The sequence below is a fragment of the Legionella bozemanae genome, from assembly GCF_900450575.1.
GTDB classification, from domain to species: domain Bacteria; phylum Pseudomonadota; class Gammaproteobacteria; order Legionellales; family Legionellaceae; genus Legionella; species Legionella bozemanae.
Genome location: NZ_UGGY01000001.1, coordinates 767,194 through 792,024, shown reverse-complemented (window position 1 = coordinate 792,024; position 24,831 = coordinate 767,194). Strand labels below are relative to the sequence as shown.

The window sequence follows — 24,831 nt, the reverse complement described above, 5'->3', positions numbered from 1 at the left end:
TTCTAAGCAAGCGCAGCATACATTGGTATGTGAGCATTGATTAGGAACATTTCTCGCGCGAGATGCACCGAATACAGCGGTTCACTGATATGGGCTGAGCGCTTCTATTTAAGGATAATAAATGACAATCAATTGGCCGTTAATTATCGTTTTGTTCTGCTTATCCATCCCAGGTGTTGTCATTGCAATAAAACGTTTAATTTATTTTTTATTACCAGATAATTCCGAAGAGCTGCAAAAACGGGTGAGTCGTTTTGCCATCTTGCAAACCTTATTTATGGTTTTGGTCCTGTGCATTGCAGGTGCTGTATTATCTAATACTACTGGCTTACATGCCACAATACTTGAAGAACTTCTACAGGGTACTGTAGGAATAAATGCGTTACTTCCTATTTTATTACCTACTGTTTTGTATGCTTTTTTTGGATTGCTGGTGTTTCTGGTTCTTTATTATGGTGTCATTGCACGCATCATAGATAAAAAAAACATGGAAATTATGACTAATATTCGCCTGGCTCTTGGTCTTGATGGCTGTGTTCTTTATGGCGGTGTAGTAGAAGAAGTTATTGCTCGATGGGGATTAATGAATCTTGCCACCTTTTTCGCACTGCTCTTTACGAAACAATATCCTGTCTTAATTATTTGGATTTCAATTGTTATTAGTGGATTAGTATTTGCAGTAAGCCAACTCCCGGCTTACCTTGCCGCGGGCTGTACCTCGACTCGACGTTTCATTTATTCTCTAATTTTACTTAGCCTTTACCAATCATTACTTTTCGGGTATCTATTTTGGCAATATGGACTTATTGTAGCAATCTTGGCACATATGCTGTTCCATTTAGGATGGGCAGTATTTGACAATGTAAAAAAAACGTAAAGCCTATCCTCCTTAATCTTGTCTTAACCTTGATCTTTTATCCTACAAGGGAATGAGTTTAAGTTAGGGGTAGGATATGTCTTCAAGTAATGAATTTGCTGTATTGGTAAATCAATTACACAGATCACCTAATGATCCTGTTTTAAAACAAGCCGTAGTCCAACATTTACCTAAAATGATGGCTTTAGCTCAAGAGAACCCTATGGCCTTATATCATTTAGCCCATATTTATCCACCAACATCTTCTCAGTACAAACAAACAATGCGCCAAGCTGCTAATTTGGGATGTACTAATGCAATGTTGGTTATGTGTCAAATATTGGGAAAATCAACAGAACCTGGCGATCTGAAAAAAGCAGCGCATTATGTAACTATGATTAATAAGTCTGATGATTCATACATCAAAGAACAGGCGAAATTACTCGTGGATGAATATCCTCAATTAACAAGGGCATTACAAGAACAAACGAAGCCAAATTTAAGTTACAGTCTCGCTCATCGCTTCTTTACACCGCAACAAGAAAAAGAAGAATCACTTGAGCTTATGCAAACTGTAGCGTGCAAAGGCTGATTATCGTACATTTAAATTTAAAAAACCGTAGCCTGGGTGAAACAATGCAACCCAGGTAACAGTAGATTTTTATTTAATTTTCTATTCAAAATTGGATCTCTGCCTACCCCACCCCCACGACTCGTTCGCGGGGGTGTCTGCGAGTCCAGTGTTTTAGTGCCAGATCCTCTGGATCCCGCGGACAAGCCAAGGGACGTCAGAATAGAGCTGGACTGTTTTTTTAGCAATGTCTAGAAGATTCAAACCTACGCAGGGATGGCAGTCTTTTTAGGCATAATTGCAGACTGTAAAATACGTATTTTTTCAAACAATCAAAAAGCGAAAATTCTTTTGAATCTCATTCAAATCAAACTGATTCAAATATAAAGAAAAACTCATCCAAGCACTTAATGCCGCTAAATCTTGAAATGGGGGTGGAAGATAAACAGGATTGGTTAAGACCCCACGCTCTTTTAATTCAGTGAGTAAAGGCAAATCATCGAGAACTAATTTCCCGGTAAATAATAAGGGAATAGAATCAACATGCTTTCGACTGATCGCAAAACGGATGTAATTGTAAATTAATACAAAACCTTTAGCATAAGATAAATCTTTGGTAAACGGTCCTCCGGTTGGCGTACTTCCCCTGAAAACGCGTACTGTTTGATTATAACTGTCTTCTTCGCTTAAACCACACTCCATAAAATAATTATAAATATCGAGAAAGTTTGCCCCTTGGGTGACCATGTCTAGAGCAATCACGCGATTGGTAATCTTTAACATGCGACTGGGATATGAAGAAAACGTAACAACTTCCGTAATTACTGCCAAACCTTCTTGAATAACGCTGCTGGAAGGCGAGCCCTTGGAAAGGAAAAAACAATTAGGCTGCATAGAGCCATTCAAGGTTGTTCCGACGTGCACCCAACCTTCATGGACTTCCAGATAACGAAGATCACGCTCACTGAACATAGCTTGTTGGCTTAGTTTAATGCTGTCCGCTCCAGCAGAAGCATCCGCAATCATATCGTCACTGATCATCACGGTTACCTTGCCAGGATGTTTATCAAAAAACTGTCCTAAACGCGCTTGCAAAATTTCTTGAGCCTGTTGTGGTGTATAACGTTTTACATCAGCTTCAGATTGCAATTGAACACTAAGACCCGATAACACATCAAAGAGTAAAGTCCCCATTTCAGACATGCGTGGCCCACCCGCGTAAAATACATCATTGGGACTACCATACAATTCCATTGCTAATTCAGAAAATGCCGGAGTACCTCGCACCGCGAGCATTTGCGTGGCTCGACTGTATTCTTCACACTGACGACGTATTAAACGAGTTAAGGTAGAATATTGTCCAAGTTGATTTTGAGTATCACGCAAAATGATACGAAACTCTTCTTGTTTGTCATGAACATCAAAAGGCAAAGGCTTTTTGTCGTAATATTCTTTATCTACAGCGGGAAGCTTTTTGCCTTTATTCTTAAAAAATTCCTTTTTTATCGTCTCATCCCATTTAATACTATCAAGAATCCTGATCTTGCGTTGCGCTTCCACAATACGCTGCGATAATTCCTGTACAATATGCAACTCAGCTGATTCTGATGGTGTCATAATAAATCCCTTATGATACAGGTGGGGCGATACTTACCTGTGCATCCTGACTCTGTTGAGGCAAATCATAAAAATTACTAATATTTGCTCTCGTTAATGGTGGTGGAACTTCTAATGAGGGACCATTACGGCTACTCAGATAAAGATGCTCCCCATTACTGGCATAACGACTACACCCAGAGAGCAAAAGCACAAAAAAAACAATAAAACCCAATTTTTTCACTTAAATCAACTCCAAACTCTTCATTACTTTTTCCAATGGTTCATGATGTTCTTTAGATAAACGAGTTAACGGCATCCTTAATTCATTCTCCATTAACCCCATTCTGCTTGCTGCCCATTTTATTGCAATTGGATTTGTCTCAATAAACAATAATTCATATAGAGGCATCAGCTGTTCGTTTAAACGCAAACATACAGCATGATCACCATCTAGAGCTGAGTCACATAATTTAGCCATTAATTTGGCGACCACATTCGCTGCGGCGGAAATATTTCCCTTAGCTCCAGACAACATCCAGGATGCTGCAGTAAAATCATCACCACTAAATACATCAATACTGCCTTCTGAAAGACGTAAAATTTGTTGTAACCGAGTCATCTGCCCCGTAGCGTCTTTTATTCCCACAATATTGGAAATCTTGGCAAGTCTGGCTACTGTTTCAGGCAACATATCACAAGCTGTTCGTGTTGGCACGTTATAAAGAATAATCGGCATGGCAACTGCTTCGGCTATTTGACTGTAATGCTGATACAAGCCTTCTTGAGTAGGTCTGATGTAAGCTGGAGTCATAATTAGAGCAGCATGCGCTCCACATTCCATCGCTTCCTGCGTTAGTTGAATACAATCCCGTGTTGCATTCATGGCGGTACCTGCAATAACAGGAATTCGCTCTTTAGCTTGGTCTACTACTGTTTTTATAACCAACAGTTTTTCTTCATGAGATAAAGTACCTGATTCACCGGTAGAACCTGCCGCAACCAAAGCATGGCTGCCCATTTCAATATGAAACTCAACCAACTCCCGTAAGCGCGGCACATCAACTTGATCATTTTTCATGGGAGTTAATAAAGCTACAATGCTTCCTTTAAACATAAAGTCCCCTATTTTTATAATTCTTATATTAATACTACTGGAAAATGTAGGTCAGAGTAAAATCTGATATTTAAAAAAATGATCGGCAAAACAAATTATGATCATTTATTTTACATTAAATATTTTTTTTGTACTAAAATCATAGTGAAGATGAAGCAACCAGGATTTTCTTGTCATGAATGTCTGCTTTACCAATGCAGGAATCCTGAAAACTATAAAAAGGAGTTCACTATGAAAAAAATTATCGCTCCCTTATTTTTTGCTGGTTTATCAGCTTTTATGCTTGGGGGTTGCACTAATACTGAAATTGGCACTGCTGCGGGCGGTGCTGCAGGGGCAGGCATAGGTTATGCTGCGACTGGAGGTAGTGCTGTAGGAACAGTAATTGGTGCAGGGGCGGGCGCATTGGTAGGAAATGCAATCGGCCGAGACCAAGATAGACGATATTATTATAGTCGTGGTTACTATCGTCCTTATTACTATTACTAATATCTAATATCAATACCAATAAATATGCCCTTAATCTCCAAAAGAGGTTAAGGGTTTTAAATTTTAACAGTTAAGCCAAGTATATTTCATGTTGTAAAAGTAGGCGTTTTAAATAAATAAAAAATCTTAGTGAATGTAGGCAATATCAAATTTCCATTGCTATACTTTTAAAAGAATTTTTAGATTAATCGTAAGCGATTGATCATTCACTCAAAATAATACAAGGACTGTTAATCATGCGCTTAAAAAATAAAGTAGCAATAATCACCGGGGCTGCCAGTGGAATAGGTAAAGAAATCGCCTTAGTGTATGCAAAAGAAGGGGCTAAAGTAGCTATTGCAGATCTCAATCTGGAGCAAGCCAAGAGTGCAGCCGAAGAAATAAAATCTAAAGGTGGAGAAGCTATGGCAGTTGCCATGAATGTCACCGATGAAAACGAAGTTGATAAGGGTATCGATGATGTTGCTAAATATTTTGGCGGTGTTGACGTTATGGTCAGCAATGCAGGAATACAAATTATTAGCCCTGTAGAACAATTGGCTTTTTCTGATTGGAAAAAATTAATATCCATTCAGTTGGATGGAGCTTTTTTAACGACACGCGCCGCATTAAAACACATGTATGCCTCCGGTAAAGGAGGAAGTATTATTTATATGGGATCAGTTCACTCCAAAGAGGCCTCTAAACTGAAAGCACCCTATGTTACTGCAAAGCATGGTTTGATTGGTTTGTGTAAAGTAGTTGCCAAAGAAGGGGCAGCCCATAATGTGCGCGCCAACGTCATTTGCCCAGGTTTCGTACGTACTCCTCTAGTAGATAAACAAATTCCTGAGCAAGCTAAAGAATTAGGAATCACTGAAGAACAAGTCATTAAGAATGTCATGCTTAAGGATACAGTTGACGGGGAATTCACTACCACGGACGACGTAGCGCAAACTGCATTATTTTTTGCTTCCTTTGAATCAAACGCTCTGACAGGCCAATCATTGATAGTGAGTCATGGATGGTTCATGGAGTAAGCCCCTATGGCTCGGACGAATAAAGGTAAAACCCAAAAACAGCAGCATCATCATATTGCCTGCTGTTTTCAAGGCGGAGGCGCTTTAGGCGCCTACCAAGTAGGTGTTTTACATGCTCTTGATGAAGCAGGCTATGATCCAAATTGGTTTGCTGGCACCTCAATAGGTGCGATCAATGCTGCAATTGCAGCAGGCAATCCACCTAAAGAGCGTGTTGAAAAAATGTATCAATTTTGGGAGACCATTGCCACACCTTCTTTTATAGAGGGCAGCTTTCTTCCCAATGATGACGAGAGCCGAAAAATCGAACACTTCTTCTCTGCCCAATCTTCGCTACTTTTTGGCCAGCCAGGTTTTTTTGCACCTCGTTTTCCCCCTCTTCTTATGGGGTATTATGATGCACCCGATAGCTTAAGTTTTTACGATACTAGAAATTTAAAATCTACTTTAGAACAATTTATCGATTTTGATCGCCTCAACTCAAAAGAAACCCGCATAAGTATTGGCGCAGTTGAAATCTGTTCGGGTGAAATGATGTATTTTGATTCACAAGACACAAAAATTAGGCCTGAGCATATTATGGCAAGTGGTGCATTGCCTCCTGGTTTTCCAGCTGTTGAAATTGATGGAGAATATTATTGGGATGGTGGGATTTCCTGTAACTCCCCTGCGACTTATGTATTATCAGTAAATCGATGCCCCAAAAATTTACTGTGTTTTGCGATTCATTTATTTGACTCTTATGGCTTGTACCCTAATTCATTGGATGCAGTAATGAAGCGCAAAAAAGATATAGAGTATTCAAGCCGTTTTGCCCAAGCAGTTGAAATGTATCAACAGATTCATGCGTTAAAAAATACGATTCATATTCTTTCGCGTTATGTTCCTAAAGAGGAAAGGGATAACCCAGAGTTAAAACTTTGTATTGCCCGTGGGCATCAATCTACGATTTCTTTAGTTCGCTTTTTATATGAACACGATGAAACTGAGTTTTCTTCAAAAGATTATGAGTTTTCCAGAAAAAGTATTTCAGAACGCATAAAACATGGCTATCTTGATGGACGAAAAGCCATAAAAAAATCCCCCTGGGACCAGCCCGTATCACAAACAACAGGTATTGCTGTATACGATATGTCTCCCAATAAACATTTAAAAGAGGAGTCTGAAAATGAATGAAGCAGAAGTAATAAAAAACGCTTTTGCCATGCCGCTCATCAGCCCATCTTATCCTCGTGGCCCTTACCGCTTTATCAATAGGGAATTCTTAATCATTACCTATGAAACGGATATCGATCTGCTCCGCGAAATAGTTCCCGCCCCCTTAGAAGTAGTAGACCCTTTGGTCAAGTTTGAATTCATTCGCATGCCTGACTCCACAGGATTTGGGGACTATACGGAATCAGGCCAAGTGATACCGGTACGTTATAAAGGTAAAATGGGCGGTTACACACATGCCATGTTTTTGGATGATCTCCCGCCTATAGCAGGTGGTCGTGAAATTTGGGGATTTCCCAAGAAACTGGCCCAACCTAAACTAGAAGTGGTTCATGAAACGCTATTAGGCACTCTAGAGTATGGCCCTTATCGTATTGCTACAGCGACCATGGGTTATAAATACGAAACAATGGACGTGAAAAAGGTAGCTGAATCACTAAACACCCCCAATTATTTACTTAAGATAATTCCTCATGTGGATGGCAGCGTTCGAATTTGTGAACTTGTTGAATATTATCTTGAACATGTTGACATCAAAGGGGCATGGCAAGGGCCAGCTCAGTTGCAATTAGCACACCATGCATTAGCTCCAGTAGCTAACCTGCCCGTACGACGTATAGTAAGTGGTGTACATTTATTAACGGATCTCACTTTGCCTTATGGTCGTGTTGTGCACGATTATCTTAAATAAAGGATTTGAGCAATTTAAAAAGGACTTGGAGATCAAATATAAATGTTAATAATAATAGGCTATTTAGTTATATTATTCTGTGTTTTTGGAGGATTTGCTCTAGCCGGTGGTCATCTTGCGGCGGTTTTTCAACCCATAGAATTGCTTATCATTGCTGGAGCAGCGGTAGGATCGCTTATTGTAGCGAACAGTGTTACGGTATTAAAATCCCTGTTAAAAGCATTGCCTAAAGTTTTTCGAGGTGAAAAATCAGTTAAGGAAAATTCCAGTGATCTATTAGGCCTATTATACAATCTGTTGAACAAGTCGCGACAACAAGGACTGATGTCATTAGAAACAGATATTGAAAACCCTGAAGAAAGTCCTATTTTTAATGCTTATCCTTCGCTCATGAAAAAACATCATATCATTGAGTTCATTTGCGATTACTTAAGATTGATCATTACTTCGAACATACAGCCTTTTCAGCTTGAAGCGTTAATTGATATGGAAATTGAAACCCATCATGAAGAAGAAATGATCCCGGCAAATGCCTTAGCAAAACTCGCTGATGCCATGCCTGCTTTCGGTATTGTTGCTGCCGTTCTTGGCGTGGTCCATACGATGGAATCGATCAATTTACCGCCCCCGGAACTAGGAGTACTCATTGCTCATGCTCTTGTAGGAACCTTTTTAGGTATTTTAATTGGCTATGGATTTGTGGGTCCTGTAGCTTCAGCAATGGAACATCAGGCCAATCAGACTCAATTGATACTGCAGTGTATAAAAGCCACAATATTAGCTAGTCTGCACAATAATCCACCTGTTATTGCTGTTGAATTTGGACGTAAAGTTTTGTTTTCTGCACAACGCCCTTCCTTTACCCAGCTCAATGAAGAAATTAAAAATTCCAAACCAGCGGCATCATCATCGAGTTCTGAAGAAAATTCCGCTACGGAAGCTACACCGGGCTAATGAGGTTACAGTATGAGCGAAAACGGTAGTAAAGGAAAGACTGGTCCAACCCCTATAATTCGAAAAATAAAAAAGAATAAACACAAACTACATGGGGGCTCATGGAAAATTGCCTTTGCTGATTTTGTTACAGCAATGATGGCCTTTTTTTTGTTAATGTGGTTGATTGCTTCACTGAATAAAGCACAAAAAGATGGTATTTCCGAGTATTTTAAACAGCCAATGAAAATCACTTTTTTTGGCGGGGAAAACGTAGGCAATCAGCAAATTAACCTTAAAGGGGGAGGACCTAATCTCAAAGATACCAATGGGCAAGTTTCTAAAACGGAGCTGTCATCTGCACCAAATAAAAAACCCCAAGACATGCAAGTAATTCAATCCACTGAAAATGAGACACAAAAACTCGAAGAATTAAAATCAAAAATTAATTTAAGTATTCAACAAGATCCTTCTCTTTCTGGCTTAAAAAATCAATTAATCATGGAAGTGGTAAAAAATGGATTACGCATTCAATTAATCGATAATCAGAAAAAGCCTATGTTTGACGTGGGATCAGATAAACTTAACCCGGGGATGGAACCGATTTTTGCGCAGATCGCTAAACTGCTTAAGACAGTCCCCAATAAAATTACCATTGAAGGACATACCGATGCCCATCCTTACCATAATCCAGATGAATTAGAATATACTAACTGGGAACTCTCCACCCAAAGAGCCAATGCTGCCCGCCGTGCTTTGGTTAAGGCAGGTTTGGATCCCGATAAAGTGATGCGTGTATCCGGTTTCGGATCAACTTTGCTTCTCAATACTAAAGATCCTTTCAGCCCTGAAAACCGACGAATTAGCATTATCGTCATTAAAAAAGGCGCTGAAAAAGAAGTAATGAAGAGTAAATAACAGTACCTCTCTATCTACATCCCGCGGGTTGTCTGCGGGAGCCAGACGATCTGCGTTAAAACACTGAACCCTGCGGACAACCCCGCGAACAAGTCATGAGGGCAAGCAGCCAGACGTGTATGATAATGGCTTTGTAACAAGTCTTAGACAGTAGATGCGTTCAGCATCCATCGTGCTTTTTCATGCGCAGCAATACGCTCACTGAGTAAAGCCACCGTTCCTTCATCATCATGTTCCTGAGCGAGTTTAACTGCTTTGTTGAGATCTTTAACCAGAATCCCATTGTCCTGAGCCAACTCACTCACCATCTGATTCGCATTAATATTGGAGTTGCCGTCTTGAATTGTTTTTAATTGGTTCAATACAGTAAAAGTAGCAGGTGCATTATGACCCAAAATTAAAATTCGTTCTGCAATTTCATCCACCGCTTCTGCCAATGCTCTATATTGCATTTCAAACAATTCATGCAAGCTTTTAAACTGAGCTCCCTTAACATGCCAGTGATAATTTTGTGTTTTAAGATATAAGGCGTAGGTATCAGCTAAAACCACTTCCAGCTTTTTAATTATTGCTTCCATCATTACTCCTGACTTTATAAAATTCCCCATCATTGTGGACGATACATTGCAAAAATTCCAGGGTTTGTTTCCATTTCCGCTAAAGTCAATTGAATTTTGCATCAGCGAACTAGAGTTTATAATTATCTTTTTTTATTCGTAATTACTTATGAGATGCAACACGCTACCCCTATTGCCTGAACAGTCATAATTCATAACGATATTGCTTATTGTGTTAAAAGTTATTTTTTGTAACTATAAAGTTTGAGGTTCTTGAACGTAGCATTTGCTTGAGCCCGTTTGCATTTAACTAATGAATTTTATCTCACAATGGAGTGTCTGGTATGCATCTTAGGTTAAAAAAAGTCGCGATTTTTTTGTTTTCAGTAGCAATACTCCCTGCGTACGCAGGTGATATGGGGCCTGTAACTTATAAAAAGGAGCAGGGGTTTTATGTAGTGGGACTTGCCACCTACAATGCATTTAATTTTAACCGAGCAGAGACTGCTTCTTTTTTTTCTCCAAATGCAATTACTGCACCAGCGGCTTCTATAGGCGATAATTGGGGATACTCGTTAGGAGTTGGTTATCGTTTCAATCCTTTTTTCAGAACAGATTTTCGAGTGCAAGGGCTACCAGACATTCCTTTCTCAGTTACAGATGATGGAAATGAAACAGCTCACGGACATGTTAACACCTACACTTATATGATCAATGGCTATTTTTCTTATCCTCTGCCTATGAATCAACGCATAGAACCTTATCTCGGTGGCGGTCTAGGTGCAGCAACCTCAAAAACTAATACCATTTATTGGCCTCTAGCGGTCCAACATGAATCAGGACTTACTACCACCCACTTCGCCTGGCAAGTCGGTGCAGGCAGCCTTTACCGTGTGACTGAGCACTTCGACATCGATATCAGCTACAGTTACCTAGCCATAGGTCAAACTAGCAATAGTGGCCAATATGATACGATAGCCTCGAACGGTGTCCCGGCCAGCGGCGCCCCCACCAGGTTTTTGCAAGTCTACAGTAATCAATTGAGCTTTGGACTGAATTATCGTGTTTAGATTAATTGCTACTAATAGCTCGTAATCTAAGCTGCTTATATCCCATATATCTTAATAAACCATTCATGGCCTTTGATAATTAAATACAGTAATAAAAAACCCGCCATAAAGGCGGGTTTTTAAAGGAATAGGAGAGAGAGGCTTACATCATGCCGCCCATGCCTCCCATACCACCCATTCCGCCCATGCCGCCCATATCACCAGCAGCTTCGTCTTTCTTTGGTAAATCAGCAACCATGCACTCAGTTGTCAGCATCAAACTTGCTACAGAAGCAGCATTTTGTAATGCCATACGAGTTACTTTAGTTGGATCCAAAATACCCATGTCAACCATGTCGCCAAAATCACCAGTCGCAGCGTTGAAACCATAGTTGTCTTTGTTTTCAGATACTTTGTTTACAATGACAGAAGCTTCATAACCAGCGTTTGATACGATCTGACGCATTGGCGCTTCAATAGCACGACGTAGAATGTTGATACCCATGTTTTGGTCGTCATTGTCGCCTTTCAAAGAATCCAGAGCTTTTTGTGCACGAATTAAAGCAACACCACCACCTGCTACAATACCTTCTTCTACAGCAGCACGAGTAGCATGTAATGCATCTTCAACACGAGCTTTTTTCTCTTTCATTTCTACTTCAGTAGCAGCACCAACTTTGATCACGGCAACACCGCCAGAAAGTTTAGCAACACGCTCTTGTAACTTCTCACGATCGTAATCAGAAGTAGTTTCTTCGATTTGAGCACGAATCTGAGCAATACGGCCATTGATGTCGGTAGCTTTACCTTCGCCATCAATAATCGTAGTGTTTTCTTTGGTTACTACGATACGTTTTGCAGAACCCAAATCTTCTAAAGTAGCTTGCTCTAAGCTCTTGCCAATTTCTTCAGAAATCACTTCGCCACGAGTCAGAATTGCGATGTCTTGCAACATTGCTTTACGACGATCACCAAAGCCAGGAGCTTTAACAGCACATACTTTAACAATACCACGCATGTTGTTAACAACCAAAGTTGCCAAAGCTTCACCTTCAACATCTTCAGCAATAATCAATAATGGACGGCCTGATTTTGCAACACCTTCCAGTACAGACAACATGTCACGAATGCTGGAAATTTTCTTGTCAACTAACAGAATAAATGGATGCTCAAGCTCACAAGTCATGCTTTGTTGATTGTTGATGAAGTATGGAGAAATATAACCACGATCAAACTGCATCCCTTCAACAACAGATAATTCATTTTCAAGACCATTACCGTCTTCAACAGTAATAACGCCTTCTTTACCTACTTTATCCATAGCACTGGCAATAATAGAACCAATTGCTTCATCGGAGTTAGCAGAAATAGTACCTACTTGGGCAATTGCTTTATTGTCTTTACAAGGCTTAGACATTGCTTGTAATTTTTTAGTGATTGCAGTAACTGCCTTATCAATGCCGCGTTTCAGATCCATAGGATTCATGCCGGCAGCAATTGCTTTGTAGCCTTCAACTACAATCGCACGAGCCAATACAGTAGCTGTAGTAGTACCATCTCCAGCAGTATCAGAAGTCTTGGAAGCAACTTCTTTAACCATTTGAGCGCCCATATTCATGAAGCGTTGGTCAAATTCGATTTCTTTAGCAACAGACACACCGTCTTTAGTTACAGTAGGCGCACCATAAGCTTTCTCTAATACAACATTACGACCGCGTGGACCCATAGTCACTTGTACTGCATCCGCTAATGCATTAACACCAGCTAACATTTGTAGACGCGCATCGTCACCAAAACGTAATTCTTTAGCCATTATCTCTCTCCTAATGAAACGATTACTTCTCGATTACACCCATGATGTCGTCTTCACGCATCACAACCAGTTCTTTACCGTCGATTTTCACTTCGGTACCTGAATATTTACCAAACAGGACGATATCTCCCACTTTTACTGCTAAAGCGCGAACGTCACCGTTGTCTAATATCTTACCAGCACCAACAGCAATGATTTCACCGCGCATTGGTTTTTCAGTAGCGCTATCTGGAATAACAATACCACCCGCTGTGGTACGCTCTTCTTCCATACGACGAACAACAACTCGATCGTGTAAAGGACGAATTTTCATACTTTTATCTCCTGATTAATTAAACTTTAAAGTCAATTTGCAATGTTACTGACTGCCATATGGGGACAAGGTAAAAAGTTTCAAGGGTAAAAATAAAAAAAATTTTAGTTTTAATTTTATTCACACTCCATGATGTTCTGATATAGTTACATATATGTATTTACTCCCCGGTATTATAAAGGTTTTCAGAATGAGAAAATGGTTTTTACTGTTATTCTGCTATATAACTACATTTGCTCTATATGCAAACCCGCTTCCTGCTGCAGAAGTATTCCATGTTAATGTAAGCAAAGTTGATCCCAATACTTTTGCCATCAACTTCCAGGTAAAGCCTCATTACTTTCTTTATAGTGATCGTATTAAATTAACAACAAATACGAATGATACAATTCACTTAGGCCCTTTGCGTTTCCCACCTACAGAACAAAAAATTGACAAACAGGGGCATAAATATACTGTTTATCGTAATCAAGTTTCCATTCCTGTAGGAATTTTAGGGAATAAACCAGGAAAAGCGTTAATTGATTTGCATTATCAGGGGTGTTCTGATGATGGTTTTTGTTATGCCCCAGAAACGAAAACAATTCAGCTCTCCATAGATGATAGTTTGGCTTTAGCGCAAGTAAGCCTGGTGCAACCTCAAAATACCCAGACCACAGACACTGAAGAATCACAAAATGACAGCGTCGCTAAAATCTTTTTAAGCCACAATTGGTTTCTGATTCTGTTTACTTTTTATGGTTTTGGTTTGCTTTTATCATTCACCCCCTGCATTTTACCAATGGTTCCTGTTTTATCCGGGATTATTGTTGGCCATGGTAAAGAAATTACGACCAGCAAAGCCTTTTTTCTCTCATTAAGTTATGTGCTGAGCATGTCGATTACCTACTCAATCATCGGTGCAGTAGTTGCCTTGCTTGGAGCCAATCTGCAAATTAGTATGCAATCCCCTTGGTCCATTGGCGTGTTTAGCCTGATTTTTATTCTATTAGCCTTATCCATGTTTGGATTTTATGAATTCAAATTACCGCATTCCTGGCAGGCAAAAATACACGGTTCCAGCAATCAACGAGGCGGCCACTATCTTGGGGCTGCAATCATGGGTTGTCTCTCTACTTTGATTCTTTCACCTTGTGTTACTGCCCCATTAATTGGCGTATTAACCTACATTGCCCAAAGTGGAAATGTTCTTTTAGGATGTCTGACTTTGTTCGTTTTAGGTCTGGGGATGGGCACCCCCTTACTTCTCATCGGTACTTCCGCAGGTAGATGGTTGCCAGAGACAGGCAGCTGGATGAATACTATCAAGGCACTATTCGGCATTTTTTTTATTGCCGTTGCCATTGAGCTTATTTCTCGAATAGCCTCCCCATTAGTCAGCATGATCTTATGGGCATGCTTGCTCATTTTTTCAGGGATTTACAGTGGTGCTCTTACGTATTCTGCAACACATCGCGAAAAATTTAACCAAGGGGTGGGACTCATTTTACTCGTCTACGGTTTCTTGATTTTGGTGGGCGCCAGCATGGGAGCAACAAATCCCCTGCAACCCTTAACAATCCAATCAGCAAACGCAGCCCCTGCCAAAACACAGCAAGAGCAGAATTTACGCACTATAAAACAAGCCATAGTTGATGCTCGCGGCACGCCAGTAATGCTTGATTTTTACGCTGACTGGTGTACATCCTGTAAGATGATGGAAGCAACGACATTTAAAGATCCTCGTGTACAAAAGGCTTTGACGCGTTTTAGCGTGATTACAATTGATGTCACAAAAAATAATGCCGACAATAAAGCGTTACTCAATTATTTCCATGTTGTAGCCCCTCCCACTTTTATCTTTTTGGATGCTCAAGGCAATGAACTCAACGAGCTCAAACTGGTTGGTGAAATTTCTGCCAATAAATTTTTAAAAATTTTAAAAAAGATAGACTAACATTAATTTTGGATTCATATTTGTCTGATAATCACCATTAAGAGTCTTTCACAATTCGCCTTAGAGCCTACGTACCACGCTTCATGCGCGGGATCCAGAATGATGCCTTTGCGTACTCCCGGGTTCTTTTTAAAGCAAAATCGCTGGATACCACGCATGAAGCGACATGAAGCGCGGTACGTAGAGAAATGAACTGCCACAGACACCAAAATTATAAGAAATATTTTATTACTCTTGTTAATATGAATTACCTATAAAATGGGAAAAAATGCGCGCATCATTTCAAAGTTATTTTGCTTTAAATTGGGTCATCCTTTTACTTGCCGGCCTCCAATCTGACATTAGTCCTTTTCTAACAATTTATTTAAAAGCAGAGTTGCAATGGGATCCTGCTCAGATTGGTATTGCGCTAGGAATAATGAATTTTGCAAATATGCTCAATCAAATTCCCAGTGGGCTACTTATTGATGCATACAAAATAAAACGACTCTTATTGGTAGGAAGCTGTTTCATCTTTGCAATAAGTTGTTATCTCATCACGAAATTTCCTTATTTTTTAGCAATAATAAGTGCACAAATATTGATTGGATTGGCAACGGCAATTATGCCAAAAGCAATCGTAGCCATAACACTGGGTTTAGTCGGAACCAAGGAATTTCCCCGAAGAGAAAGCATTAATGAAACATTAGGTCATGCTGGCAATATAATTCTCGCTCTAATTATCGGTGTATGTTCTTATTTTAGTGGAAATATTTGGATTATATACTCGTATGGCATTTTTTCCCTTTTAGGAATTTTGCCAATTTTTCTGATTAGAGAAACAGATATTGATCATGATATTGCACGCCAATTAGCCCCTGTGGGTTTCGATACTGGAAAAAAGGGAATTGTCCCTCTTAAGAAAATCTTACTCTCTCGCACCAATATTATTTTCTTAATTGCTGTTTTTTTATTTCATTTTTCGAGTGCAGCACAATTGACACTAATTGGTTTGATTTTTGTTCAAGTCAGTACAAAAGCATGCTCCATTTTTATGGCAAATAGTGTCATAGTATCCCATATAATTATGATGTTCGTTTCAATTCTCTTAGTGTACTTCATTAAAAATATACCGCGTAAGCCTTTATTTTTACTTGCATTTTTATTTATTTTCATACGAGCAATTTTATTTACCTTTTCCCAAAATCCCTATTTTATTATTGCATTACAAGTTTTAGATGGGGTAAGCGGCGGCATTTTTGGCGTGATTGGCATCGTAATGATTGCAGAACTTGCGGCATATTCCGGACGGTTTAATTTTATGCTTGGATTGATGGTTCTTTGCCAAGGCGTAGCCTATGCAATTAGCAATTTTGCCAGTGGATATATTGTAAAATCATATAATTATAATATGGGCTTTTATACTTTGGCATTCTTTGCAATGATTGGCTTCATTCTCTTTTTATCGCTCATGCCCGAAACTTTAAAAAGAAATTAATGAGTTGCAAGATCCTAATTTTTTGTCCTCTCTCAACTTTTCTTCAGGTGTTTATGGCTATTTTATAAATTTTGTGAATAAAATTTGATCCATTTTTTTTATGAACTATAGTTATAAAGGCATGAGAAACATAAGAGTCGGAGATTCCGTCTAAGGATTAGATTATGGATAATCAGCTCATTGTTAAAAAAGAAGTTTCTGCTGCAATTCCTTCAAAATATGGTTCTTTTGAACTTTCGTTATTTACTACAAATCAAGATGATAAAGAGCATCTTTTACTCACATTTGGAGCAGTGCACAATGCAGATAATATTTTAGTGCGAATTCATTCAGAATGCATGACTGGGGATATTCTAGGCTCGTTACGTTGCGATTGCGGTGAACAACTGCAAATGAGTATGAGTCAAATTGCTATTGAAGGCCGCGGCATTATTATTTACCTCCGACAAGAAGGAAGAGGAATTGGCTTAATTAACAAATTGCATACCTACAATTTGCAGGATCAGGGAAAAGACACAGTCGATGCCAATCTTGCGCTAGGCCACGAAGAAGATGAGCGTTCTTATGAAGTGGCTGCTCATATTTTAAAAGAGTTACAGGTTAAATCGTTGCGATTGCTTACTAATAACCCTCAAAAAATAGAAGCACTCAATCAGCATAATTTAAACGTGACCTCAAGAGTTCCTATAAAAGGCTCTATTCATCCTCATAATGCTTTTTATTTGTTGACTAAAAAACAAAAAATGCATCATTTTTTCGAAGAAGAAGATCTTAAAGAGTTATATGAAAAATGCTCCTCTTTCTTAAAAAAGAGAAAACCTGTAGTGACCTTAGCTTATGCGCAAAGCCTGGATGGCTCCATTTCATTTCATCGGAAAAAAAGGCTTCTGCTCAGTTCCCAAGAATCTCTGGTAATGACGCATAAATTACGTTCTGAAAACGATGCAATATTGGTTGGAGTAGGTACAGTTATTGCAGATAATCCTCAATTAACGGTGCGGCACTATAAAGGGAAAAATCCACAGGTAGTCATTTTAGACAGTAAACTTCGCATTCCTTTAACCGCACGCGTTTTAAAAAACTCAAAACCTCCTATAATTTTTACAACAAACCAGGCTGATCCTGAAAAACAAAAATTGCTTGCCGAAATGAACGCAAAGATTGTGTTAGTTGATTCAACTCCTGATGGTCGTACTGATTTAAGCCAAGCTTTAGAGAAATTATTTGTCTTTGGTATTAAAACAGTGATGGTCGAAGGAGGAAGAGCCATTATCACGAGCTTTCTTAATGAAAATCATGTGGATAAAGTAATTATCACCGTAGCACCAATTTTCGTTGGTGGCGTTTCTGTTTTATCAAAAGAAATAAAGGAAAATCTTGGTTTTCCTCAATTAAAAAATGTACTTCAATATAAATTAGGCAGAGATATTATCATCATGGCAGATATAGAAAGGAATCTATCTTGAAAAATCATGTGCTTTATTTTAATCAACCAAAGCAAGTTTCCATCCTGGAAGAATCAATTCCCAAACCCAAAACGGATGAAGTGTTGATTCAAAACATTATTTCAGGGATAAGTTCAGGTACAGAAATGCTTTTTTATCGCGGCCTAATGCCAACCGAGCTATGTCTGGATGAAACAATTCTTGCGCTCAAACAGAAACAAAATTATCCATTCAAATATGGTTATTGTTCTATTGGGAAAGTAATTGAAACAGGTAATAGAAAATTAAACCATTTATTAAATCAATGGGTCTTTGTATTTAATCCACATGAAAGTTATTTTTGCGCCAAGGAAACACAAATTATTGTGTTACCGGAGCGCATATCTCCTTATGACGCACTATTTATACCCAATATGGAAACCGCAATAAACCTGGTATTAGATGGTTCTCCTTTAATCGGAGAAAATGTACTTATTTTTGGACTTGGAATTGTAGGCCTTCTCACTACGGCTTTATTGCAACAATTTCCGTTAGCCAGTCTTCTTGGCATTGATTTACATGCTAAAAGAAGAAATCTATGTATGGAGTTAGGAGCCGAACATACTTTTGATGCCTCACAATCTGATCTTCATTTGCAAGTGACCAATTACTTTAAAAATGTAAAATCAAACCCTATTGATCTGATTTATGAATTGACAGGCAATCCTGATGCACTCAATAGCGCTATTTCATTTGCTGCTTATGAAGGGCGCATCATTCTGGGATCTTGGTATGGAAGAAAACCATGTGCTATTGATTTAGGAGGCCGTTTTCATCGAAACCGAATTAAAGTCATTGCAAGTCAAGTCAGCACGATTGCCTCTGAGCTGCAAGGAAGATGGACAAAAGCTCGACGATTTGAAGTTGTTTTTAAAATGTTGGAGAAAATAAATCCGGCACGATTCATTTCTCATAAATTTCATATTACTGATGCAAATAAAGCCTATCAATTATTGGATTCTAATCCACATGATACTTTATTTATCACGTTAACCTATGGGGAGTAAATGATGCATCATTTAATGTTAAGAAAAAATTTCATTGCACAACACTTCTTGATTGGCAAAGATTTTGGCGCAGAAAATTTACGGCACTCCCACCACTATAGTTTTGAATTGGAAATTGAAAATACAAAGCTTGACCCGTTTAATTTTCTGATTGATATTGTAGAAGTCAGAGCACACATCGATCAATTAATATCCTATTTTCAGGATAAGATATTAAATGAACTTCCTGAGTTTAAAAACCAAAATCCAAGCCTCGAACTGTTTTCTAAGATTCTCTGGCAAAAATTTAATAATCACATTGAGCTCCCGGTTGACAGTCAAATCACGGTTAGATTATGGGAGGATGATATTGCTCAAGCCAGTTATCGAGAAACCAAATGCGTGTAGGATTAATTCTGTATGGCTCTCTCACTACAACTACCGGTGGATACATTTATGATTATAAGTTAGTCGAATACTTACGTGCGCATGGTGTAGTTGTTAAAATTTTTTCACAAGAGAAAAAGAATTTCTGGGGATTAATCAGAAATAATTTTTCAAAAAAACTAATCAATGAAATTATTGAATTTTCTCCTGATGTCCTTTTACAAGATGAGATGAATTTTAATTCATTATTTATTCTAAATAAGAGACTAAAAGCAATGGGAAATTTTCCAATTATAAGTATTGTTCATCTTTTACAGGCAAATGCATTGCACAATTTTTTGGTTAAATGGTTCACTAAAAAAATAGAAAGTTTATACCTTAAATCCGTCGATGGTTTTATCTTTAATAGCCTTTCCACAGAGAAATGCATTACAAAAATTATTGGAAAAAATAATAATTCATTGATTGCCTATCCTGGCAAAGATCGTCTGCAACTGGATGCTCCAAAGGATAACATTCGGTTTAAATGCAAAAAAAATAAATTCATGATTATTTTTATTGGCAACCTATTGTATAACAAGGGGCTACATATACTGCTCCAGGCTTTATCACAAATAGATTACAAATCCTGGGAATTATCCATTGTGGGTAGCCTTCATTTTGATTTGAAATATACCCGAAAAATATTCAAGATGATTACCTATTTAAAGCTGGAAGAAAATATAAAAATTCATGGGGCACTCGATATTGAATGTTTAAAAAAAGAACTTCTTTCACACCATCTGTTGGTTGTTCCTTCGTATTTTGAAAGCTATGGAATTGTTTATACAGAAGCAATGGGAGCTGGTATTCCAGTCATTGCAAGCAATACTGGAGGCGTGCCAGAAATTGTAACGGATGCGATTAATGGATTCTTGATTACTCCTGGCGATTGTACAACGCTTAGAGAGCTCATTATAAAATTAATTAAAAATCGAGAATTGCTACAAGAGATGAGTTTTTCTTCGCTTTCTGCTTACCAAAATTATCCTTCATGGAATGAAACTATGGCCAACGTGTATGCATTTTTGTGTCAGATCGCTGGATACGATTCATTGTGTAAAATCGACTAGATCCCATCTACTATTTGATTTTCAAAGAGATATTAAAGGATTATAAAATTTATTAAAGCGTATTAAAAAGAGCATTATTTAAGACTGAAAATCCTTATGTCGTTGATTCGATTTCGCCTCTAGAAAATATTTTTATCATTAATTTTCAATGGGTTATAAATTACTTTTTCATGGTGGGACAAGTAGGGCAAAAACTATTTATTTAAAAATGAGCTATTCTTTAAAGACAGAAAGATAAATTAGTAAGCAAAAATAAGAGGTATGAAATGTTTGCACAATCAGAGTCAGAATCATTTGTAAGTTTTCATTCTGTTCCGAAATGTGAGGACTTTTTCTCTCGCGAATTAATACTCACAGATAAATCGAAGGAACTATTTGAACTGGGTAGTGACGGTCAAGGTTATATTGGTTTAGTTGATTTAAAAAATTGCCAAATTCATTTAGTCCCAGCTTTCAATAAAAATGATGGTCTGGTACACGTTGATAAAAATGGAAAACGTTTTACGCAATGGTTGCAGAGTATTCAACAATTGGGTGGCAACACTGGAGATCTCCATATGCAAAGCGCTTCTATATTGCAACTAGGAGATAAAGCTGGAGCGAATGGTTTGCTGATGGGTTTTGGGTTATGGAAAGGTGGGATTGGAGTTAAATTTTTATCTGAGATGCCGGAAAGTAGTCTTAGACTTATCCCAAATGAATATTTACTTGTTAAAAATAATAATGATCAAACCTGGCAACTTATGTATGTTAATCAGAAGAGAGAAACTGAAATTATTTCTATGGAAACTATACCAGGTTTAATAGAGGCAATTAATAAATTACCCAATACAAAAAAGCCAGAACAATTAAATTATGAAGAAAGAAGAGAAGTTGAGCAGGTTCTCCGCGATAGTGATCTAGGTAAAGAAAATAAAGCTATAAAATTTCTTAAAAATCGCTCCTCCAGTCAAAATATGTTTTCATGTGCTTATGATCCAATCTATACCGTATTTTTTAATAACAGTTTAACTGCTGGTCACGGTAGTGCTCATTCACTTGCGCTGCGTCGAGAGCTTCCTTTACCAGTATTTCAAAAAATTATGGATAGTATCGGTAAACAGCTGGATATAACCGGCTTAGAAAGACTTCAAGAGTCTCCTCTTATTCCAGATGATACTAATGACAATCGACTGAGATTTCATCTTAAGATAGAAAGTGACTGGATGAAACTCCTGGAAAAATTAGCGCAGAATAATATTTTAACAAATGAAAATAAGCAGGTTATTGCAGATAATGCGAAACATGCGAAGAAAATTACTAATGCTCTTATTACCCTAGCAAAGGGAAATATCTTAACGAACGAAAATAGAGAGTTTATTACAAAACATCCTGAGTATGCTGACATCGTTTCCAATGCATTAATTCTTCTTGCTCAAGAAAATATCTTAACGAGCATAAATGGGCGGTTTATTGTGGACAACGCACCCTATGCTGAGAGAGTAAGTAAGGCGTTTATTATCCTTGCAAAAAACGAGATATTAACTGACGAAAATAAAGCGCTTATTTGTGAATATTACCCATATGCTATAGTTATTTCTAATGCCTTAGCACGTCTTGCCCAAGAAAAAATTTTGGAGAAAGAGAATAGAGACATTATTGTAAAAAATTATCAATGTGCTGAAGTTGTTTCTAATGCATTAATGTTTCTTTCTCAAAAAAAAATCTTAACAAACGAGAATAGAGATCTTATTGCTGAACATCCTCAATACGCTAGCATTCTATCCAATGCTCTTGTGAAACTTGCTGAAACAGATATTTTAAACAATGAGAATAGAGATCTTCTTGCAAAACATCCTGAACATGCTGGAAAAATTTCTAATGCTTTAGTGAAGCTTGCTAAAGCAGATATTTTAACGGATGAGAATAGAGATCTTATTGAAAAACATCCCCAACATGCTGAAAAAATTTCTGAGGCTTTAGTGCAGCTTACTCAAGAAGATATCTTAACGAACGAAAATAGAAAACGTATCGATGAAGATCCAGAAAATGCTGATTTAATCCTTCTTGTCCATCGAACATTTAATAAGAGTTGATTTAATAAATTTCAGGCATAAAGCTTTGGAAGTAAGCACCTCAAGATGAATTATCAAAGAACCTATAAGTACAGTAAAAAATGCAAAATTAAAATAACTTAAATCACCATAATCCTGTCGACAATAAGGCTTGTTAAGAGGTATAATTCGTTCACTTTTTTTACAGTTAGAGTTTTATGAATCATAAAGTAGGATTTGTTAGTCTGGGTTGTCCCAAAGCTCTGGTGGATTCAGAACGCATTATCACCCAATTGCGTGCTCAGGGATATGAATTAGTGTCCAGTTATCAAGATGCAGGTGTAGTAGTCATCAATACCTGTGGATTTATTGATAGTGCCGTTAAAGAATCGCTGGATACAATAAAAGAAGCAATGGCAGAAAACGGGCGTGTTATTGTCACAGGTTGCCTAGGTGCCAAAGCAGAGATCATTAAAGAAGTATGCCCAGATGTGCTACATATTAGTGGCGCACATGCCTATGAAGAAGTAGTCAATGCAGTCCATCAGCATTTACCTCCACCAGCAGATCCTTTTACCCAACTTATTCCCCCTCAAGGAATTAAATTAACCCCACGCCATTATGCCTACTTGAAAATATCTGAGGGATGCAATCAAAAATGTACTTTTTGCATTATTCCTACCATGCGTGGCAAATTACAAAGTTACCCAATGGCCCAAGTCTTGACTGAAGCCCAAAAGTTAAAAGATGCGGGTGTGAAGGAAATTTTAGTGATTTCTCAGGATACCAGCGCCTATGGTGTGGATACACGCTACCAACCGGTAAGCTGGAAAGGAAAAACCATTAACACACGTTTTTATGACTTATGCGAGCAACTAGGAGAGCTCGGCATTTGGATACGTCTGCATTATGTTTATCCCTATCCCCATGTAGACGAAATTATCCCTTTAATGCGAGATGGTCTTATCCTCCCGTATTTGGATATTCCATTACAACATGCCAATTCACGCGTGCTCAAAGCAATGAAACGCCCCGCAAGCAGTGAAAATACCTTATTGCGCATCGCTTCTTGGCGCGAAATTTGTCCGGATATTACTCTGCGTTCGACTTTTATTGTTGGTTTTCCCGGAGAAACAGAAGAAGAATTTGAAGAGCTGCTCGACTTCCTCGAAGAAGCACAATTAGATCGGGTAGGTTGTTTCAAATACTCTCCAGTTGAAGGAGCAAAAGCAAATGATTTAAGCGACCCGGTACCGGAAGAAGTCAAAGAAGAACGTTATCATCGCTTCATGCAATTACAAGCAGAAATTAGCCGTGATAAGCTAGAAAACAAAATTGGCAGCGTACAAAGTGTATTAATTGATGAAGTAAATCAGGAACAAATCATCGCACGCAGTCAAAGTGATGCTCCAGAAATTGATGGTCTCGTTATTTTACCGCCAACTCCTGGAGTTAAAGTGGGATCTTTTGCAAAAGTCATGATTACAGATAGTGATGATTACGATCTGTATGCTGAATTCAAATAAAGTAAGCGTTCACGTAATGGCGTCAACTTAAGCATACCTAACTCTCACGGATATACTGTAGCCTGGGTGAAACGAAGTGAAACCCGGGTTTCGGTCCTTCGGACCTTCACCCAGGCTACCTTAAGTTGATGCCATTGAGCGTTCACGCCCCATTCACCGAACGACTGCATTTGGCGCAACCTGCGCTTAAATCCAACCGTTCCCCAAGATTCAAACATACTCTCTGAACAGTTACCAAATAAATGACAGGCGAAACTCGTAATCGTTCCATTTTATTCTAAGGTAAAAGAACCATCTCTTTGTCCATCTCTTACCAAGTCGGTTCTTGATTAGGTAAGATATCGATATCTTTCTCAGAGCCAACGGTAATTGTAGGGACAGGAGGTGAATTATTCACGGGCATCATTTTGACGACCCCTGATACACACAACAGTTTGCCATAGTAGTTTGAACTTGGAATGCTTTGGGGAAGAATCATTATAAGATCAGCACCCACCATACCATCAAGGCCTGGCTCGCCGATGTTTATTCCATTAAGTCTGTTTATTGGATTACTTGCCCGTCCGCAAGCGACAACCAATTGATTAGCATAATTTTTTGCTTCACTGGATTGGATTTTACCAGGTCCATAATTAGACGGTTTCGTTGGAACTACATCGGCAAAACCTGCAAATGCACTGTAATGTACGCTGAGTAAAAATGCACAGACTCCTATTCTGTTCATGATCGAGCTCCATCCGTGATTAATTTATT

24 protein-coding genes are annotated in these 24,831 nt (G+C 38.4%); 17 read left to right on the top strand and 7 right to left on the bottom strand.

All coding sequences use genetic code 11. The annotated features are described in order from the left end of the window. Window positions 1-121 precede the first annotated feature (121 nt). Together DY223_RS03425 and DY223_RS03420 are read left to right on the top strand one after the other, a co-directional pair. Window positions 122-877 (top strand): CPBP family intramembrane metalloprotease, encoded by a 756-nt coding sequence (locus DY223_RS03425; protein ID WP_058459678.1) that lies wholly within the window; start codon window positions 122-124, stop codon window positions 875-877. A gap of 76 nt (window positions 878-953) precedes the next feature. Then, the gene (locus tag DY223_RS03420; protein ID WP_058459679.1) at window positions 954-1,448 is read left to right on the top strand and encodes a hypothetical protein; all 495 of its coding nucleotides are present in this window, start codon (window positions 954-956) and stop codon (window positions 1,446-1,448) included. Window positions 1,449-1,751: 303 nt separating this feature from the next. Here DY223_RS03420 and DY223_RS03415 read toward each other — a convergent pair whose 3' ends face one another. From DY223_RS03415 to dapA, 3 genes are read right to left on the bottom strand one after another with little or no spacing between them, the layout of a single operon-like run. Next, complete coding sequence (locus tag DY223_RS03415; protein WP_058459680.1) at window positions 1,752-3,044, bottom strand: flavohemoglobin expression-modulating QEGLA motif protein; 1,293 nt, start codon at window positions 3,042-3,044, stop codon at window positions 1,752-1,754. 10 nt (window positions 3,045-3,054) lie between these two features. Continuing rightward, window positions 3,055-3,267 (bottom strand): hypothetical protein, encoded by a 213-nt coding sequence (locus tag DY223_RS03410; protein ID WP_058459681.1) that lies wholly within the window; start codon window positions 3,265-3,267, stop codon window positions 3,055-3,057. Then, a complete protein-coding gene (dapA, locus tag DY223_RS03405; RefSeq protein WP_058459682.1) occupies window positions 3,268-4,140 on the bottom strand; it encodes a 4-hydroxy-tetrahydrodipicolinate synthase in 873 nt (290 codons plus the stop codon). It lies immediately after the preceding gene. 231 nt (window positions 4,141-4,371) lie between these two features. On the opposite strand from dapA, the gene DY223_RS03400 reads away from it, so the two are divergent. From DY223_RS03400 to motB, 6 genes are all read left to right on the top strand, one after another. Then, window positions 4,372-4,629 (top strand): glycine zipper domain-containing protein, encoded by a 258-nt coding sequence (locus tag DY223_RS03400; protein WP_058459683.1) that lies wholly within the window; start codon window positions 4,372-4,374, stop codon window positions 4,627-4,629. A 236-nt stretch (window positions 4,630-4,865) separates the two neighbouring features. Next, window positions 4,866-5,648, top strand: a complete 783-nt coding sequence (locus tag DY223_RS03395) for a 3-hydroxybutyrate dehydrogenase (protein ID WP_058459684.1) — start codon at window positions 4,866-4,868, stop codon at window positions 5,646-5,648. A 6-nt stretch (window positions 5,649-5,654) separates the two neighbouring features. After that, complete coding sequence (locus tag DY223_RS03390; RefSeq protein WP_058459685.1) at window positions 5,655-6,824, top strand: patatin-like phospholipase family protein; 1,170 nt, start codon at window positions 5,655-5,657, stop codon at window positions 6,822-6,824. Continuing rightward, window positions 6,817-7,554, top strand: coding sequence for an acetoacetate decarboxylase (locus DY223_RS03385; RefSeq protein WP_058459686.1), 738 nt, complete (start codon window positions 6,817-6,819; stop codon window positions 7,552-7,554). The genes DY223_RS03390 and DY223_RS03385 overlap by 8 nt, the downstream gene beginning before the upstream one ends. A gap of 42 nt (window positions 7,555-7,596) precedes the next feature. Continuing rightward, a complete protein-coding gene (gene motA / locus DY223_RS03380; protein ID WP_058459687.1) occupies window positions 7,597-8,508 on the top strand; it encodes a flagellar motor stator protein MotA in 912 nt (303 codons plus the stop codon). 12 nt (window positions 8,509-8,520) lie between these two features. Further along, window positions 8,521-9,405, top strand: a complete 885-nt coding sequence (motB, locus tag DY223_RS03375) for a flagellar motor protein MotB (protein ID WP_058459688.1) — start codon at window positions 8,521-8,523, stop codon at window positions 9,403-9,405. A 143-nt stretch (window positions 9,406-9,548) separates the two neighbouring features. Here motB and DY223_RS03370 read toward each other — a convergent pair whose 3' ends face one another. Next, the gene (locus DY223_RS03370; protein ID WP_058459689.1) at window positions 9,549-9,983 is read right to left on the bottom strand and encodes a Dps family protein; all 435 of its coding nucleotides are present in this window, start codon (window positions 9,981-9,983) and stop codon (window positions 9,549-9,551) included. Window positions 9,984-10,306: 323 nt separating this feature from the next. On the opposite strand from DY223_RS03370, the gene DY223_RS03365 reads away from it, so the two are divergent. Beyond that, on the top strand, window positions 10,307-11,032 hold the full coding sequence (locus tag DY223_RS03365) for an outer membrane protein (RefSeq protein WP_082642449.1): 726 nt from the start codon (window positions 10,307-10,309) through the stop codon (window positions 11,030-11,032). Between the two features lie 142 nt (window positions 11,033-11,174). Here the strand turns inward: DY223_RS03365 and groL are convergent, their stop codons facing one another. Then, the gene (groL, locus tag DY223_RS03360) at window positions 11,175-12,824 is read right to left on the bottom strand and encodes a chaperonin GroEL (protein ID WP_058459690.1); all 1,650 of its coding nucleotides are present in this window, start codon (window positions 12,822-12,824) and stop codon (window positions 11,175-11,177) included. A 22-nt stretch (window positions 12,825-12,846) separates the two neighbouring features. Beyond that, on the bottom strand, window positions 12,847-13,137 hold the full coding sequence (groES, locus tag DY223_RS03355) for a co-chaperone GroES (RefSeq protein WP_058459691.1): 291 nt from the start codon (window positions 13,135-13,137) through the stop codon (window positions 12,847-12,849). A 190-nt stretch (window positions 13,138-13,327) separates the two neighbouring features. Between groES and dsbD the strand changes: the two genes are divergently transcribed. The 8 genes from dsbD to rimO all read left to right on the top strand — a co-directional run bounded on the left by dsbD (window position 13,328) and on the right by rimO (window position 24,078). After that, window positions 13,328-15,073 (top strand): protein-disulfide reductase DsbD, encoded by a 1,746-nt coding sequence (gene dsbD, locus DY223_RS03350; protein WP_058459692.1) that lies wholly within the window; start codon window positions 13,328-13,330, stop codon window positions 15,071-15,073. Window positions 15,074-15,341: 268 nt separating this feature from the next. Next, window positions 15,342-16,550 (top strand): MFS transporter, encoded by a 1,209-nt coding sequence (locus DY223_RS03345; RefSeq protein WP_058459693.1) that lies wholly within the window; start codon window positions 15,342-15,344, stop codon window positions 16,548-16,550. A 164-nt stretch (window positions 16,551-16,714) separates the two neighbouring features. Next, on the top strand, window positions 16,715-18,016 hold the full coding sequence (gene ribA / locus DY223_RS03340; RefSeq protein ID WP_058459694.1) for a GTP cyclohydrolase II: 1,302 nt from the start codon (window positions 16,715-16,717) through the stop codon (window positions 18,014-18,016). Continuing rightward, complete coding sequence (locus DY223_RS03335) at window positions 18,013-19,041, top strand: zinc-dependent alcohol dehydrogenase (RefSeq protein ID WP_058459695.1); 1,029 nt, start codon at window positions 18,013-18,015, stop codon at window positions 19,039-19,041. Before ribA ends, DY223_RS03335 begins: the two co-directional genes overlap by 4 nt. Continuing rightward, window positions 19,042-19,428 carry a 6-pyruvoyl trahydropterin synthase family protein gene (locus DY223_RS03330; RefSeq protein ID WP_235810528.1) on the top strand — a complete coding sequence of 129 codons (387 nt, stop codon included), beginning with the start codon at window positions 19,042-19,044 and terminating at the stop codon, window positions 19,426-19,428. Beyond that, window positions 19,419-20,519: a glycosyltransferase family 4 protein gene (locus DY223_RS03325; protein WP_058459696.1), complete on the top strand. Its 1,101-nt coding sequence runs from the start codon at window positions 19,419-19,421 to the stop codon at window positions 20,517-20,519. The genes DY223_RS03330 and DY223_RS03325 overlap by 10 nt, the downstream gene beginning before the upstream one ends. 266 nt (window positions 20,520-20,785) lie before the next feature. Then, entirely contained in the window at window positions 20,786-22,594 is a 1,809-nt protein-coding gene (locus DY223_RS03320) for a hypothetical protein (protein ID WP_058459697.1), read from the top strand. A 176-nt stretch (window positions 22,595-22,770) separates the two neighbouring features. Further along, window positions 22,771-24,078, top strand: a complete 1,308-nt coding sequence (gene rimO / locus DY223_RS03315) for a 30S ribosomal protein S12 methylthiotransferase RimO (protein ID WP_058459698.1) — start codon at window positions 22,771-22,773, stop codon at window positions 24,076-24,078. A gap of 310 nt (window positions 24,079-24,388) precedes the next feature. On the opposite strand, the gene DY223_RS03310 is transcribed toward rimO, so the two are convergent. Then, on the bottom strand, window positions 24,389-24,802 hold the full coding sequence (locus DY223_RS03310; protein WP_058459699.1) for a hypothetical protein: 414 nt from the start codon (window positions 24,800-24,802) through the stop codon (window positions 24,389-24,391). Window positions 24,803-24,831: the final 29 nt, after the last annotated feature.

Coding starts and splice junctions, on each gene's coding strand:
- DY223_RS03425 (WP_058459678.1), top strand. CDS start 122: ATGACAATCAATTGGCCGTTAATTATCGTTTTGTTCTGCTTATCCATC.
- DY223_RS03420 (WP_058459679.1), top strand. CDS start 954: ATGTCTTCAAGTAATGAATTTGCTGTATTGGTAAATCAATTACACAGA.
- DY223_RS03415 (WP_058459680.1), bottom strand. CDS start 3,044: ATGACACCATCAGAATCAGCTGAGTTGCATATTGTACAGGAATTATCG.
- dapA (WP_058459682.1), bottom strand. CDS start 4,140: ATGTTTAAAGGAAGCATTGTAGCTTTATTAACTCCCATGAAAAATGAT.
- DY223_RS03400 (WP_058459683.1), top strand. CDS start 4,372: ATGAAAAAAATTATCGCTCCCTTATTTTTTGCTGGTTTATCAGCTTTT.
- DY223_RS03395 (WP_058459684.1), top strand. CDS start 4,866: ATGCGCTTAAAAAATAAAGTAGCAATAATCACCGGGGCTGCCAGTGGA.
- DY223_RS03390 (WP_058459685.1), top strand. CDS start 5,655: ATGGCTCGGACGAATAAAGGTAAAACCCAAAAACAGCAGCATCATCAT.
- DY223_RS03385 (WP_058459686.1), top strand. CDS start 6,817: ATGAATGAAGCAGAAGTAATAAAAAACGCTTTTGCCATGCCGCTCATC.
- motA (WP_058459687.1), top strand. CDS start 7,597: ATGTTAATAATAATAGGCTATTTAGTTATATTATTCTGTGTTTTTGGA.
- motB (WP_058459688.1), top strand. CDS start 8,521: ATGAGCGAAAACGGTAGTAAAGGAAAGACTGGTCCAACCCCTATAATT.
- DY223_RS03370 (WP_058459689.1), bottom strand. CDS start 9,983: ATGGAAGCAATAATTAAAAAGCTGGAAGTGGTTTTAGCTGATACCTAC.
- DY223_RS03365 (WP_082642449.1), top strand. CDS start 10,307: ATGCATCTTAGGTTAAAAAAAGTCGCGATTTTTTTGTTTTCAGTAGCA.
- groL (WP_058459690.1), bottom strand. CDS start 12,824: ATGGCTAAAGAATTACGTTTTGGTGACGATGCGCGTCTACAAATGTTA.
- groES (WP_058459691.1), bottom strand. CDS start 13,137: ATGAAAATTCGTCCTTTACACGATCGAGTTGTTGTTCGTCGTATGGAA.
- dsbD (WP_058459692.1), top strand. CDS start 13,328: ATGAGAAAATGGTTTTTACTGTTATTCTGCTATATAACTACATTTGCT.
- DY223_RS03345 (WP_058459693.1), top strand. CDS start 15,342: ATGCGCGCATCATTTCAAAGTTATTTTGCTTTAAATTGGGTCATCCTT.
- ribA (WP_058459694.1), top strand. CDS start 16,715: ATGGATAATCAGCTCATTGTTAAAAAAGAAGTTTCTGCTGCAATTCCT.
- DY223_RS03330 (WP_235810528.1), top strand. CDS start 19,042: ATGATGCATCATTTAATGTTAAGAAAAAATTTCATTGCACAACACTTC.
- DY223_RS03325 (WP_058459696.1), top strand. CDS start 19,419: ATGCGTGTAGGATTAATTCTGTATGGCTCTCTCACTACAACTACCGGT.
- DY223_RS03320 (WP_058459697.1), top strand. CDS start 20,786: ATGTTTGCACAATCAGAGTCAGAATCATTTGTAAGTTTTCATTCTGTT.
- rimO (WP_058459698.1), top strand. CDS start 22,771: ATGAATCATAAAGTAGGATTTGTTAGTCTGGGTTGTCCCAAAGCTCTG.
- DY223_RS03310 (WP_058459699.1), bottom strand. CDS start 24,802: ATGAACAGAATAGGAGTCTGTGCATTTTTACTCAGCGTACATTACAGT.